We start from the raw sequence: 13,352 nt of genomic DNA, 5'->3' as shown, positions 1-13,352 counted from the left end.
CGCCGGCTCTACTCCTGAATGTTGCCCTCACGCTCCTTCCGCCCCTTTACACGCCTGCTGACGGCCCCGGCAGCCTGCGCGTGGCTCATGGCCTGCGCGCTGGCGGCTCCGCTGGCCGCTCAGGCGCAGGGCGTGGCCCATGCCAACGCGCCCCGGCACAGCGCCAGTGCGCCCCTGACCAAGGGCGAGATCAAGGCGATCCGCCAGTTCGAGATGCTGGATTTCAACGGCGACGGCAAGCTCAGCCGTGCTGAAGTGGCCATCGTGCCCAAGGTGGCTGCGGCGTTCGATGATGCGGACACCAACCGCGACAACTACGTGACGCTGGACGAGGTGCGCGCCTTCGCCATCAAGTACCGCGCCGAGCGGGACGGCGCCCGCGCGGCGGCGCGCTGAGAACGCCGGCGGACCCAAAAATACCAGTCCAATTGGCCTCCAGCGCTTTAACAATAAGCGCTAACAGCTACTTATCTGATAGCAACCGCCGGAGCAAAACTCACAAACCGCCCGTGCGCTTGACCTTGGGATCGGAGTACGTGAGCGACTGACGGTCCTGCACCTGTTGGGCCAGTCGCTCCTGGAGGGTGTTCTTGTTGATGTCTTGCGCCAGCTCCACCGCACTGCCGCTGGCACGCCACATCGACTGGATGAATTCCAGCAGTTGCTTGTAGATGGGCTCCTTGGGCGGCTCCTCAGGCTCCTTCGGCGCTTCCTTCTTGGCCTCGGCCAGGGTCCAGTCGCGGTTGTTTTCGTCGGGCGCCGAGGGCTTGGTGGGCTCGCGCAGGCTGGCCCCCTCGCCCAGGCGGTCCGTGGACTCGACAGGATTGGCAGCGTTCACGGGCCGCACCGCCACGGCCCCCGAAGCGCCCGTGGAATACAAGTCCGCGCCCGTGGTACGCCACTGGGCGGGCGATCGGTCTACAGGTGGCAGTTGCATGGCATGGGTCCCCTCGTGAATGCGGCCGGCGGCAGTCGCAACTACCACCTCGTCGTACATTCATTACGGCAAACAAAAGGGGAAATTGAGGCTTTATTAGCCTTTTGTCACAAATTCATGCGACAGCCATGTCTGATTGACGTGGGCTATGACAGGGACAAACGGGCACAGGCCGCGCCAGGCAAGCGCCAGACGCTATAAAAAACGCTCCAGCAACTTGCGCGATGCACGGTCGAGCGCCGTGACATCCGGCACATGGAACTGCAGCCCGTCGCTGGCCGCGATGAGCAGCTTGGTGCGCCCCTCCAGCCGGCGGATGTCTTCCTCGCCCTTGAGCACCAACTGCGTGGCACCGCGGTCGGTGTCCACCTCCCAGGTACTGGGGGTGGAAAAGCTCGACACGGAGCGGATGCGCGTGATGGTGGGCACAAACTCACGCGCGGCCAATTCCTCCTCGACCAGCGCACGCACGGCAGGCGCCAGTTGTTCCAGGCGGGGCACCCAGGCCAATTCATGGCCGTCCGGCCCGACCAGCGACAGACCTTCGCCGGGAGCGGCAATGGGAAAGGCGCGCACGGGCGTCACGCCCACATGCGCGGTGCCGTCGGCCGCGCGCAGCACCAGCCGGCCATGGGGATTACGGTGCAGGTCCCAGCCTGCCGCGAGTGCCGAAGCGGTAGAGGGGGATGTGTGAAGGGTCATCGCGTGTCTTTCTCGCTCAGGTGTTGCCCGCGGGGTGAGCGGAGTGCTCGCGCACTTCGATGCGCACGCCCGCGGCCTGGGCGTCTTCCTCGGCACGGCGCGCCTGCGCCTCGTACAGGCGCCAGTAGGCACCCTGCTTCTCCATCAGTTCGTCGTGCGGCCCCACTTCGACGACCTCGCCCCGGTCCATGACCACCAGGCGGTCGGCCTTGCGCAGCGTAGACAGGCGGTGGGCGATGGCGATGGTCGTGCGGCCCTGCACCAGGTTGTCCAGCGCCTTCTGGATTTCCTTTTCGGTTTCGGTGTCCACGGCGGAGGTCGCCTCGTCCAAAATCAGGATGCGCGGGTCGATGAGCAGCGCGCGCGCGATCGAGATGCGCTGGCGCTCGCCGCCCGACAGGCCCTGGCCGCGCTCGCCCACCAGGCTGTCGTAGCCATGCGGCAGGCGCAGGATGAACTCGTGCGCATGCGCGGCGCGCGCGGCGGCGACGATCTCCTCGCGCGTGGCGTCGGGCTTGCCGTAAGCAATGTTCTCGGCAATGGTGCCGAAGAACAGGAAAGGCTCCTGCAGCACCAGGCCGATGTGGCGGCGAAAATCCGCCACCGCCATGCGGCGTATGTCCACATCGTCCACCAGGATGGCGCCGTCGCTCACGTCGTAGAAGCGGCTGATGAGGTTGACCAAGGTGCTCTTGCCGGAGCCGCTGTGGCCCACCAGGCCGATCATCTCGCCGGGGCGGATGGTGAGCGACAGGTTCTTGATGACCGTGCGGCTGCCGTAGCGAAAGCCCACGTCGCGCATCTCGATGGCGCCCTGCACGCGGTCCACCTTCACCGGGTTGACGGGGTCGGGCACGTTGCTCACATGGTCCAGGATGTCGAAGATGCGCTTGGCGCCGGCTGCCGCCTTTTGCGTGACGGAAACGATGCGGCTCATCGAATCCAGCCGTATGTAGAAGCGCCCGATGTAGGCGATGAAGGCCGCCAGCACGCCCACGGTGATCTGGTTGCGCGCCACCAGCCAGATGCCGAAGCCCCAGACCACCAGCAGCCCCACCTCCGTCATCAGCGAGACGGTGGGCGAGAACAGGCTCCAGGTCTTGTTGAGCTTGTCGTTCACCTCCAGGTTGTGCTGGTTGGCGGCACGGAAGCGGTCCGCCTCGCGCTTTTCCTGGGCGAAGGCCTTCACCACGCGGATGCCGGGGATGGTGTCGGCCAGCACGTTGGTCACCTCAGACCACACGCGGTCGATCTTCTCGAAGCCGGTGCGCAGCTTGTCGCGCACGGTGTGGATCAGCCAGGCGATGAAGGGCAGCGGCACCAGCGTGACCAGCGCCAGCCACGGGTTGATGGAGAACAGGATCGCCGCCGTCATCACGATCATCAGCACGTCGGTGGCGAAATCCAGCGCGTTGAGCGACAGAAAGACGTTGATGCGGTCGGTTTCGGAGCCGATGCGCGCCATCAGGTCTCCCGTGCGCTTGCTGCCGAAATAGTCCAGTGACAGCCGCATCAGGTGTTCGTAGGTGGTGGTGCGCAGGTCGGCGCCGATACGCTCGGACACCAGGGCCAGGATGTAAGTGCGCGCCCACCCCAGCGCCCAGGCCAGCAGCGCTGCCAACAGCAACCCCCCCAGGTACAGCAGCACCATGCCGGCGGGGATCTGCTGGCCGCTCTGGTAGGGAATGAGGATGTCGTCCATGAGCGGGATGGTCATGTACGGCGGCACCAGCGAGGCGGCGGTGGAGGCCAGCGTGAGCGCGAAGCCCGCGGCCAGCTGCTTTTTGTAAGGCCGGGCGAAACGCCACAGGCGCAATAGCACCCAGGTGGAGGTCTGCGGCGCCTGCTGGCGCGCACAGGCCGTGCACTCGTCGCTGTCGGGCGGCAGCGGCGTGCCGCACACGGCGCAGCGCGGCACGTCTTGCGCTTCGGGCGCGATGGCGCCTTGCAGGCTGTCCAGGCGCTGCACCTGGGCGTCCAGCCGCTGCTGCAGGTGCAGCGCCTGGGGATGGCGCCCCAACGTGAAGCGCCACAGCGCCAGGCGCCGGTCGGCATCGTGCAGCTCCACCGTGCCCACGCCGCCATGGTCCAGCAGTCGCAGCGCCATGCCGGGCGCCAGGGGCCATTCCTGCGCTGGCGCGTCACCGGCGCGCGCCAGCAGGCGCCGCTCGGTCAGCACCAGCAGGCCGGGGGCAAAGCGCAGGTCGGGCGTCAGGTCAACCTCGAAGGCGGCCTGCACGTTTTCGTCAGGAGCGAGCACTGCCCGCATCTCGGCCCCCCAGGGGCCAGACAAGACACCCGAGGCGTCCACAGAATGGTGATGTTGCATTTGGTTTTGTATGTCCACCCCCGCACGGACGGGGCGTTGGCGGGCCAGTCCGCGCCCATGGGGGGCATTGTCGGCCACCGGGCCCCAGGCCCTTGCGCCGCCGCGGTATCCCCTCGTAACGCACATCATCAGCCCGCGGCTGACACCCGCCAGTGCTGAGCTGCGCCAGTATCGGCGCACAATCTCAGCCCATGGGCATCGCCACATCCGCCGCAACCCGGCAGATATCCGAATCTTCCACGCTGCACTTCATGGCCAAATTCAACGATATCCAACTCCTGCGCACCACCTATCTGCGCGGCCCCAGTGTCTGGACCTACCGCCCGGTCCTCGAAGTCTGGCTGGACCTGGGGGAGCTGGAAGACTATCCCTCCAACAAGATTCCCGGCCTCAACGAGCGCCTGACCACCTGGCTGCCGGATCTGGTGGAGCACCACTGCGGCGTGGGCGAGCGCGGCGGCTTCCTGCTGCGCCTGAAGGAAGGCACCTGGATGGGGCACGTGCTGGAGCACGTGGTCATCGAGCTGCTCAACCTCTCGGGCATGCCGGCCGAGTTCGGCCAGACGCGCGAGATCTCCCGGCGCGGCGTGTACCGCATGGTGTTCCGCTGCCCCGAAGAGGCCGTGGCCCGCGTGGCGCTGGAGCATGGCCACCGTCTGCTGATGGCCGCCATCAATGACGAGGCATTCGACCTCAAGGCCGCCATCCACGCTATCAAGACCGCCATCAACGACCGCTACCTGGGCCCCAGCACCGGCTGCATCGTGGACGCCGCCAGCGCCCGGCGCATTCCGCACATCCGCCTGAACGATGGCAACCTGGTGCAACTGGGCTACGGCGCCGCGCAGCGCCGCATCTGGACCGCCGAGAGCGACCAGACCAGCGCCATCGCCGAGGGCATTGCCCAGGACAAGGATTTCACCAAGCGGCTGCTCGCCTCCTGCGGCGTGCCCGTGCCGGAGGGCCAGATCGTCCGCAACGCCGATGAGGCCTGGGAAGTGGCGCAGGAGATCGGCTTCCCCGTCACGGTGAAGCCCTCGGACGGCAACCACGCGCGCGGCGTGACGCTGGAGCTCTCGCGCGAGGCCGATATCAAGGCCGCCTTCGCGCTGGCCGAGCCCGAGGGCTCGGATGTCATCGTCGAGAAGTTCATCGACGGCGTGGAACACCGCCTGCTGGTGGTCGGCGGCAAGGTGGTCGCCGCCACCAAGGGCGAGACGGTCAGCGTGCACGGCAATGGCCAGTCCACGCTGCGCGAGCTGGTGGCCGTGCTCAACGAAGACCCGCGCCGCGGCCCCGAGCAGGAGTACCCGCTGGACTGGATCGACGTGGAAAAAGGCGCCGTGCAGCTGGAACTCAAGCGCCAAGGCGTGACGCCCGACACCGTGGTGCCCTCGGGCCAGGCCATCTTGCTGCAGCGCAACGGCAACATGGCCATCGACTGCACCGACGACGTGCACCCCGACGTGGCTTACTACGCCCAGTTGGCCGCGAAAATCGTGGGCCTGGACATCGCCGGCATGGACATGATCCTGCAGGATGTCTCCAAGCCCATGAAGGAACAGGGCGGCGCCATTCTGGAGGTGAACGCCGGCCCCGGCCTGCTGATGCACCTCAAACCCACCAGCGGTGCACCCCGCCCCGTGGGCCAGGCCATCGTGGAACACCTGTTCCCGGTCACCGACGAAGGCACGGGCGCGGGCCGCATTCCCATCGTGGGCATTGCGGGCACGCGCCACAACGCGTTCACCGCGCGCTTCGTGGGCTGGCTGCTGCAGCTGTCGGGCAAGCTCACGGGCGTGGCCAGCAGCGAAGGCATGTTCCTCAACAACCGCCGCACACAAAAGAGCGCCACCGCCCACTGGGCCGGCGCGCACCGCCTGCTGACCAACCGACTGGCGCAGGCCGCCGTGATCCAGACCACTGCCCGCTCCATCCTGGAGGAAGGCCTGGCCTACGACCGCTGCCTGGTCGGCGTGGTGACCGACATGGACGGTTTCGAGACCCTGGCCGACCATGACGTGCTGGAGCAGGCCCAGATGACGCGCGTGCTGCGCACCCAGATCGACGTGGTGCTGGACGAGGGCGCAGGCGTGCTCAATGCCGACATCGAGCAGGTGGCCGACCTGGCGCGCCTGTGTGATGGCGAGGTCCTTCTGTATTCCCTGTCGCCAGACAACCCCTTCGTCGCCGCGCACCGTGCAGAGGGCGAAGGCCGCGCCGTGTTCGTGCGCGGTGAGCAGGTGGTGCTGGCCACGGGCGCCAGCGAACGCGTGCTGGGCACGCTGGACGCCCTGAGCCTGCCCGGCGGCCACCGCCCCGACACGGCCGCGATGCTGGCCGCAATTGCCGCAGCCTGGTCCATGGACATCGGGCCGGACCTGATCGCCGCGGGCATCAAGACCTTCGACTATGCCGCGTGACGCCGCACCTGCTTTCAAAAGCATAGCTGCCACCGCTCACCCCACAAGCGCTACAGGCCAATTTGACTGAAAAATCGGGCTGAAAGAAAACACCATGCAGATCACCCGCATCCGCGCCCTGCGCGGCCCCAACCTCTGGAGCCGCAACACCGCCATCGAAGCCGTTGTGCACTGCGAGCCACAAGAGTGCGGCTACGCAGACATCGCGGGTTTTGAAGACCGCCTGCGCGCGCGCTTTCCCAAGATCGGCGCCCTGCAGCCCCATGGCGCCGACCAGCGCCTGTCGCTGGCCCACGTGCTCGAAGTGGCCGCCCTGTCGCTGCAGGCCCAGGCCGGCTGCCCCGTGACCTTCAGCCGCACCCACGCCACGCTGGAAGAAGGCACCTACCAGGTGGTGGTGGAGTACACCGAGGAGGCCGTGGGCCGCCTGGCCATGGAGCACGCCGGCGCCCTGCTGCAGTCCGCGCTGGCCGATACCCCCTTCGACGCCGATGCCGTGGTCGCCGAGCTACGCGAGCTGGACGAGGACGAGCGCATCGGCCCGTCCACCGGCTCCATCGTCGACGCCGCCGTGGCGCGCGGCATCCCGTTCCGGCGCCTGACCAGCGGCTCGCTGGTACAGCTGGGCTGGGGCTCCAAGGCGCGCCGCATCCAGGCCGCCGAGCTGGACACCACCAGCGCCGTGGCCGAATCCATCGCCCAGGACAAGGACCTGACCAAGCGCCTGCTGCACGCCGCCGGCGTGCCCGTGCCGCTGGGGCGCCCGGTGGCCGACGTGGAGGACGCCTGGGTGGTGGCCCAGGAAGTGGGCCTGCCCGTGGTCGTGAAGCCCCAGGACGGCAACCAGGGCAAGGGCGTGGTGGTCAACATCACCACCCGCGAAGGGCTGGAGGCCGCCTACAAGACCGCCCGCGAATTCGGCGACGAGATCATGGTCGAACGCTTCCTGCCCGGCCACGACTTCCGCCTGCTGGTGGTGGGCCACCAGCTCGTGGCCGCCGCGCGCCGCGAGCCGCCCCAGGTGCTGGGCGACGGCCAGCACACCATTCGCGAGCTGGTGGACATCGTCAACCAGGACCCGCGCCGCGGCTCGGGCCACGGCACGGCGCTGACCAAGGTGCGCCTGGACGACATCGCCATCGCGCGCATCGCCTCCGAGGGCCTCACGCCCGACTCCGTGCCCGTGCAGGGCCAGCGCGTGGTGCTGCGCAACAACGCCAACCTGTCCACCGGCGGCAGTGCCACCGACGTGACCGACGACGTGCACCCCGAGATCGCCGCGCGTGCCATCGAGGCCGCGCAGACCATCGGCCTGCACATCTGCGGCGTGGACGTGGTCTGCGAAACCATGCTCAAACCCCTGGAAGAGCAGAACGGCGGCATCGTCGAGGTGAATGCCGCGCCGGGCCTGCGCATGCACCTGGCCCCGTCGTTCGGCAAGCCGCGCAACGTGGGCGTGCCGATGGTGGACGAGCTGTTCGCGCCCGGCCAGGACGGGCGCATCCCACTGGTGGCCGTCACTGGGACCAATGGCAAGACCACCACCACGCGCCTGATCGGCCAGCTGTTCGCGGCGCACGGGCTGCGCGTGGGCATGACCAACACCGACGGCGTGTACGTGAACGGTCGCCAGATCGACAGCGGCGACTGCTCGGGCCCCAAGAGCGCGCGCAACGTGCTTTTCCACCCCGAGGTGGACGCTGCGGTGCTCGAATGCGCGCGCGGCGGCATCCTGCGCGAAGGCCTGGGCTTTGACCGCTGCCAGGTGGCCGTGGTCACCAACGTCGGCGCGGGCGACCACCTGGGGCTGAACTTCATCACCACCGTGGAAGACGTGGCGGTGCTCAAGCGCGTGATCGTGCAGAACGTGGCCGCCGACGGCTACGGCGTGCTCAACGCCGCCGACCCGCACGTGGCCGCCATGGCCAGCGTATGCCCGGGCAAGGTGATCTTCTTCGCCGTCGACCGCCACCACCCCCTCATGGCCACGCACCGTGCCCAGGGCAACCGCGTGGTGTATGTGGATGGCGACTCCATCGTGGCGGCCGAAGGCTCGTGGCGCGAGACCATCTCCTTGCGCGAGATCCCGATCACGCGCGGAGGCACGATCGGCTTCCAGGTCGAGAACGTCATGGCCGCGATCGGCGCGGCCTGGGGCGTGGGTCTGCCCTGGCAGACCATTCGCCGCGGCCTGGCCGGCTTCATGAACGACAGCGACAACGCACCCGGCCGCTTCAACGTGATGGACTACCGCGGCGCCACCGTGATCGCCGACTATGGCCACAACCCCGACGCCATGCGCGCACTGGTGCAGGCCGTGCAGGCCATGCCGGCCCGGCAGCGCAGCGTGGTGATCAGCGGCGCGGGCGACCGGCGCGACCAGGACATCGTCGAGCAGACCCAGATCCTGGGCCAGGCCTTCGACGACGTGGTGCTGTACCAGGACGCCTGCCAGCGCGGCCGTGCCGACGGCGAGGTGCTGGCGCTGCTGCGCCAGGGCCTGCAGGGCGCGCCGCGCACGCGCTACGTGACCGAGATCCACGGCGAGTTCATCGCCATCGACCATGCGCTGGAGCGCCTGCAACCGGGCGACCTGTGCCTGGTGCTGGTGGACCAGGTGGAGGAAGCCCTGGCCCACCTGGCGCAGCGCTGCAGCGAAGCCTCGGCGGTTGCGCCATGAATGCGCGCGGCGGCCTGCGCGCGGGCATGGCAAGCCTGGCCCTGCTGGCATGCGCCCTGGGCTTGGCTGCCGGGCCGGCCGCGGCCCAGGCCGAGAAGATCGGCACCGTGGACACCGCCTTCCAGTGGATCGGCCGCGACCACGACATCATCGTGGAGGCCTATGACGACCCCGCCGTGCAGGGCGTGACCTGCTATGTGTCGCGTGCGCGCACCGGCGGCATCAAAGGCACGCTGGGCCTGGCCGAGGACCGCGCCGAAGCCTCCATCGCCTGCCGCCAGGTCGGGCCCATCACCTTCGTGCAGCCGCTCAAGGCGCAGCAGGAAGTGTTCAGCGAACGCATGTCCATCCTGTTCAAGCGCCTGCGCGTGGTGCGCATGGTGGACGCCAAGCGCAACACGCTGGTGTACCTGACCTACTCCGAGAAGCTCATCGACGGCTCGCCGCAAAACAGCGTGACGGCCGTGCCCGTGGACCGGGCCACGCCGATCCCGCTGCGCTGACAGGTTTCCAGCCAAAACAGGCTGCAGCGCTGGATGGGCAAGCGCTACCAGCTATCAATAAAAGAGCATCAAGCCTGCTGTGCGATCTGCCGCAGCGCCTGCTCGAACACCTCGACCGGCTGGCCGCCCTGGATCAAATGGCGGTCGTTGATGATCACCGCCGGTACCGAATGGATGCCGTGGCCCTGGTAGAAGGCCTCGCGCTCGCGCACCGCCTCGGCATATTCCTGGGACGCCAGCACGGCGCGGGCGCGCGCCTCGTCCAGCCCCAGCTGCGCCACCAGACGCAGCAGCACGCCGTGGTCGCCAGGGTTCTCGCCCTGCGTGAAATACGCGGTGAACAGCGCATGTTTGAGCGCGCCCCGCTGCTCCGGCGTGCCCTCTTCCTCCAGCCAGTGCAGCAGGCGGTGCGCATCGAAAGTGTTGTAGATGCGGCCGCGCCGGTCCATGTTGAAGGTAAAGCCCAACTGCGCGCCGCGCGCGGCGATGGCCTCACGGTTTTGCTGTGATTGCTCCGGCGTGGCGCCGTACTTTTGCTGCAGGTGTTCGCCGATGTCCTGGCCCTCGAGGCCCATCTGCGGGTTCAGCTCGAAGGGCTGAAAGTGCAGATCCAGCGCCACCTCGCCGTCCAGCCGCTTCGCGGCCTGCTCCAGCGCGTGCAGGCCGATGGCGCACCAGGGGCAGGACACGTCGGAGACGAAGTCGATCTTGAGGGAGACGGGTTGGTTCATGGCAAGGGCTCCAGCCGGGGCAAAGCGCCCATGGTATGGGCGGCGCAATGTCCGCGCCGCTCCCGGGTTTGTTACGCCCCGCTCCCCGCCCCTTCGGCCTGCAGCCATGCGCGCAGCTCGGTCTTGAGCACCTTGCCATAGCTGTTCTTGGGCAGGGCCGGCACCCAGCGGTAGGCCTTGGGGCGCTTGAAGCGCGCGATGTGGTCCAGGCACAAAGCGTCAAGTTCCGCGTCAAGTTCCGCGTCAAGTTCCGCGTCAAGTTCCGCATCGAGCTTCGCATGCAGCGCGGCATCGTCCACGGCGCCGCCCTCGCCCGCCACCAGGAAGGCCACCACCACCTCGCCCCAGTCGGCATCGTGCTGGCCCACCACGGCCACCTCGCTCACGCGCGGGTGCAGCAGCAGCACCTCCTCCACCTCGCGCGGGTAGATGTTGGAGCCGCCCGAGATGATCACGTCCTTGCTGCGGTCGCGCAGGGTCAGAAACCCGTGCGCGTCCAGGCTGCCGACATCGCCCGTGTGCAACCAGCCGCCGCGCAGCGTCTGCGCAGACGCCTCGGGATTGCGCCAGTAGCCGGCCATCACGGTGTCGCCGCGCACCACCACTTCGCCCAGTTCGCCCGTGGGCACGGGTCGGTCCTCGTCATCCACCACCCGCACCTGTACGCACGCATGCGCCACGCCGACCGAGGCGATGCGCTCGGCCCAGCGCGGGTGCGCCGTGTCGGCCAGGTGCTCGCGCGCCAGCGCGGTGATGGTCATGGGGCTTTCGCCCTGGCCATAGATCTGCACGAACTTCTGGCCCATGGTGTCGATGGCGCGGCGCAGGTCGTCCACATACATGGGACCGCCGCCGTAGACGATGGTTTTGAAGCCGTCCACATTGGCGCCCGTGCGGCGCACGTGCTCCACCAGCCGGTGCACCATGGTTGGCGCGGCAAACAGCGACAGGCGGCCCACGTCCGCGGCCAATTGCACCAGCTCGGCCGGGTCGAACCCGCCGGACGCGGGCACCACGTGGCGCGCGCCGCGCAGCATGTGGGCGTAGTTGTACAAGCCCGCGCCATGCGACATGGGCGCGGCATAGACCATGGCGTCGCCGGGCTGCACGTCGTCCACGTCGGTGAAGTAGGCCATGGTCATGGCCAGCAGGTTGCGGTGCGTCTGCATCACCCCCTTGGGCCGCCCGGTGGTGCCCGAGGTGTAGAACAGCGAGGCCACGTCGTCGGGTGCGCGCTCCTGCAGCGCCAGCGGCGCGCCCTGCGCCGCCTGCTCCCAGGCGGATGCCCCCAACACCTGCACCGCCGCGGCGTCGGCGCCCGCAGCCAGCGCCGCATCGTGCAGCGCCGCAGACACGCACACCACGCGCGCGCCGCTGTCGGCAAGCACGTAAGCCAGCTCGCGCGCATGCAGCTTGTAGTTGACGGGCACCGAGATGGCGCCGCACCAGTGGATGGCGTGCAGCGCCTCCAGATACTGCGGACCATTGGCCGAGAAGATGGCCACGCATTCGCCCGGCTGCACGCCGCAATGCGCGCGCAGGTGTGCGGCCAGCGCGGCCACGCGCGCGGCAAGGGTACGGTAGTCGTGCAGCAGGCATGTGCCGGCCAGCAGCGCGGGCCGCTCGCCATGCACCAGCGCGCTGCGCTGCAACAGGTGGGCAATGTTCATGGGGTTGTCGCGTTGTCTCCTGGTGCGACTATAGGCAAGCGTCGGCAGCGCGCACAGTCGCAGAAATACACAAGGGAAATCCCTGGCGGGGGATGAGCACCGACCAACCGATTGCTCCTTTATCAGTAGCACATTGCGCTGGATGGTTAAGCGCTGGAGTCCTTTTTAGCTCACACTACGGGCATGCCATCTGCGCCCTCCGACGACCTATTTGCCGACGACCCCGCGGAGCCATCCACGCTGGCGCTGGGCATGCAGGCCGTGCTGCTGCGCGGCTTCGCGCTGGCACAGGCACCCCAGTTGCTGGAAGAAGTGCGACAGGTGGTGCGCCAAGCGCCGTGGCGCCACATGCAGACCCCTGGAGGCAAGGCGATGTCGGTAGCCACCACAGGCTGCGGGCCGTTGTCGTGGGTGAGTGACCGGCGCGGTTACCGCTACGCTGCGCTGGACCCGCTGACCGGCAAGCCCTGGCCCGCCCTGCCCGCGGACTTCGCGCAGCTGGCACATGCCGCAGCGCAGGAGGCCGGCTTTGCCGCTTTCGTGCCCGACGCCTGCCTGATCAACCGCTACGCCCCCGGCACGCGCCTGTCGCTGCACCAAGACCGCGACGAGCAGGACCTGGCAGCGCCCATCGTGTCCATCTCGCTGGGTCTGCCCGCCACCTTCTTGTGGGGTGGCGCCACACGTGGCGAGCGCGCCTTGCGCGTGCCGCTGCGCCATGGCGACACGGTGGTCTGGGGCGGGGTGGACCGACTGCGCTTTCACGGCGTGCTGCCGGTGGCGCCGGGCCAGCACCCGGCAACGGGCGAATGCCGCATCAACCTCACGCTGCGCAAGGCCACCTGATGCTACATGTTTGATAGCTGCTTGCGCTTACTGGGCGGATCTTGTAGCCATTTTTAACGATAATTTCGCAGAACGGCACATTGTCTTACACCGGCGTAAGACGTTCCCCGCACAATGCCCCTTTGCCCTGCGGCAGAGCCCGCTTCCCAAGGACCTTACTTGCGCATCCTCTACGTCGAAGACAACTGCGAACTGCGAGACACCATCGGCCTGCTGATGGAGGGAGAAGGCCGCACCGTCGTCACCTGCGCCACGGCCGAGGAGGCCTTGCAGCGCGATGCGGCCCAGCCGCACGACGTGGTGGTTTCCGACGTGAGCCTGCCCGGCATGAGCGGGCTGGATCTGTGCCGCCACCTGCTGGCAAGCAACCCCCAGCGCTGGGTGGTGCTGTGCTCGGGCTATCCGCTGGAGCACGGGGTGGGCACGCTGGGCCCGCATGTGCGGTCCCTGCTCAAGCCGTTCGAGCTGGAAGAGCTGGAGGAGTTGCTGGACGTGATCGCCAGCCACCTGCAAAGCGCCAGCCCCGCCTGA

General features: G+C 68.2%; 11 protein-coding genes. 6 read left to right on the top strand and 5 right to left on the bottom strand.

The window, feature by feature from the left end; genetic code table 11:
• Positions 1 to 18 precede the first annotated feature (18 nt).
• Entirely contained in the window at positions 19 to 396 is a 378-nt protein-coding gene (locus DTPSY_RS03170) for an EF-hand domain-containing protein (RefSeq protein WP_012655650.1), read from the top strand.
• 100 nt (positions 397 to 496) lie between these two features.
• Here DTPSY_RS03170 and DTPSY_RS03165 read toward each other — a convergent pair whose 3' ends face one another.
• The 3 genes from DTPSY_RS03165 to DTPSY_RS03155 all read right to left on the bottom strand — a co-directional run bounded on the left by DTPSY_RS03165 (position 497) and on the right by DTPSY_RS03155 (position 3,968).
• Positions 497 to 937, bottom strand: coding sequence for a hypothetical protein (locus DTPSY_RS03165; protein WP_012655649.1), 441 nt, complete (start codon positions 935 to 937; stop codon positions 497 to 499).
• Positions 938 to 1,132: 195 nt separating this feature from the next.
• Positions 1,133 to 1,639, bottom strand: coding sequence for a cyanophycin metabolism-associated DUF1854 family protein (locus DTPSY_RS03160; RefSeq protein ID WP_012655648.1), 507 nt, complete (start codon positions 1,637 to 1,639; stop codon positions 1,133 to 1,135).
• Positions 1,640 to 1,655: 16 nt separating this feature from the next.
• Positions 1,656 to 3,968, bottom strand: a complete 2,313-nt coding sequence (locus tag DTPSY_RS03155) for a cyanophycin metabolism-associated ABC transporter (RefSeq protein WP_012655647.1) — start codon at positions 3,966 to 3,968, stop codon at positions 1,656 to 1,658.
• Positions 3,969 to 4,219: 251 nt separating this feature from the next.
• Here DTPSY_RS03155 and DTPSY_RS03150 point away from each other — a divergent pair, with 251 nt between their 5' ends.
• From DTPSY_RS03150 to DTPSY_RS03140, 3 genes are all read left to right on the top strand, one after another.
• Positions 4,220 to 6,391, top strand: a complete 2,172-nt coding sequence (locus tag DTPSY_RS03150; RefSeq protein WP_012655646.1) for a cyanophycin synthetase — start codon at positions 4,220 to 4,222, stop codon at positions 6,389 to 6,391.
• A gap of 94 nt (positions 6,392 to 6,485) precedes the next feature.
• Positions 6,486 to 9,071 (top strand): cyanophycin synthetase, encoded by a 2,586-nt coding sequence (gene cphA / locus DTPSY_RS03145; protein ID WP_012655645.1) that lies wholly within the window; start codon positions 6,486 to 6,488, stop codon positions 9,069 to 9,071.
• A complete protein-coding gene (locus DTPSY_RS03140; protein ID WP_012655644.1) occupies positions 9,068 to 9,574 on the top strand; it encodes a CreA family protein in 507 nt (168 codons plus the stop codon). The genes cphA and DTPSY_RS03140 overlap by 4 nt, the downstream gene beginning before the upstream one ends.
• Before the next feature lie 68 nt (positions 9,575 to 9,642).
• Here the strand turns inward: DTPSY_RS03140 and DTPSY_RS03135 are convergent, their stop codons facing one another.
• Both DTPSY_RS03135 and DTPSY_RS03130 read right to left on the bottom strand, forming a co-directional pair.
• Entirely contained in the window at positions 9,643 to 10,305 is a 663-nt protein-coding gene (locus DTPSY_RS03135) for a DsbA family oxidoreductase (RefSeq protein ID WP_012655643.1), read from the bottom strand.
• Positions 10,306 to 10,376: 71 nt separating this feature from the next.
• Positions 10,377 to 11,975: an AMP-binding protein gene (locus DTPSY_RS03130; protein WP_012655642.1), complete on the bottom strand. Its 1,599-nt coding sequence runs from the start codon at positions 11,973 to 11,975 to the stop codon at positions 10,377 to 10,379.
• A 183-nt stretch (positions 11,976 to 12,158) separates the two neighbouring features.
• On the opposite strand from DTPSY_RS03130, the gene alkB reads away from it, so the two are divergent.
• The gene (gene alkB / locus DTPSY_RS03125) at positions 12,159 to 12,821 is read left to right on the top strand and encodes a DNA oxidative demethylase AlkB (protein ID WP_012655641.1); all 663 of its coding nucleotides are present in this window, start codon (positions 12,159 to 12,161) and stop codon (positions 12,819 to 12,821) included.
• A gap of 159 nt (positions 12,822 to 12,980) precedes the next feature.
• Entirely contained in the window at positions 12,981 to 13,352 is a 372-nt protein-coding gene (locus DTPSY_RS03120) for a response regulator (protein WP_012655640.1), read from the top strand.

The sequence above is a fragment of the [Acidovorax] ebreus TPSY genome (assembly GCF_000022305.1).
Lineage (GTDB): Bacteria > Pseudomonadota > Gammaproteobacteria > Burkholderiales > Burkholderiaceae_C > Diaphorobacter > Diaphorobacter nitroreducens.
The sequence above is the reverse complement of the archived record's forward strand: the minus strand, read 5'-3'. Positions and strand labels throughout refer to the sequence as shown.

What these genes read in the sequence shown, in the direction of transcription:
- cphA (WP_012655645.1), top strand. Translation starts at nt 6,486, where the DNA reads ATGCAGATCACCCGCATCCGCGCCCTGCGCGGCCCCAACCTCTGGAGC.
- DTPSY_RS03140 (WP_012655644.1), top strand. Translation starts at nt 9,068, where the DNA reads ATGAATGCGCGCGGCGGCCTGCGCGCGGGCATGGCAAGCCTGGCCCTG.
- DTPSY_RS03160 (WP_012655648.1), bottom strand. Translation starts at nt 1,639, where the DNA reads ATGACCCTTCACACATCCCCCTCTACCGCTTCGGCACTCGCGGCAGGC.
- DTPSY_RS03165 (WP_012655649.1), bottom strand. Translation starts at nt 937, where the DNA reads ATGCAACTGCCACCTGTAGACCGATCGCCCGCCCAGTGGCGTACCACG.
- DTPSY_RS03170 (WP_012655650.1), top strand. Translation starts at nt 19, where the DNA reads ATGTTGCCCTCACGCTCCTTCCGCCCCTTTACACGCCTGCTGACGGCC.
- DTPSY_RS03135 (WP_012655643.1), bottom strand. Translation starts at nt 10,305, where the DNA reads ATGAACCAACCCGTCTCCCTCAAGATCGACTTCGTCTCCGACGTGTCC.
- DTPSY_RS03130 (WP_012655642.1), bottom strand. Translation starts at nt 11,975, where the DNA reads ATGAACATTGCCCACCTGTTGCAGCGCAGCGCGCTGGTGCATGGCGAG.
- DTPSY_RS03155 (WP_012655647.1), bottom strand. Translation starts at nt 3,968, where the DNA reads ATGCAACATCACCATTCTGTGGACGCCTCGGGTGTCTTGTCTGGCCCC.
- alkB (WP_012655641.1), top strand. Translation starts at nt 12,159, where the DNA reads ATGCCATCTGCGCCCTCCGACGACCTATTTGCCGACGACCCCGCGGAG.
- DTPSY_RS03150 (WP_012655646.1), top strand. Translation starts at nt 4,220, where the DNA reads ATGGCCAAATTCAACGATATCCAACTCCTGCGCACCACCTATCTGCGC.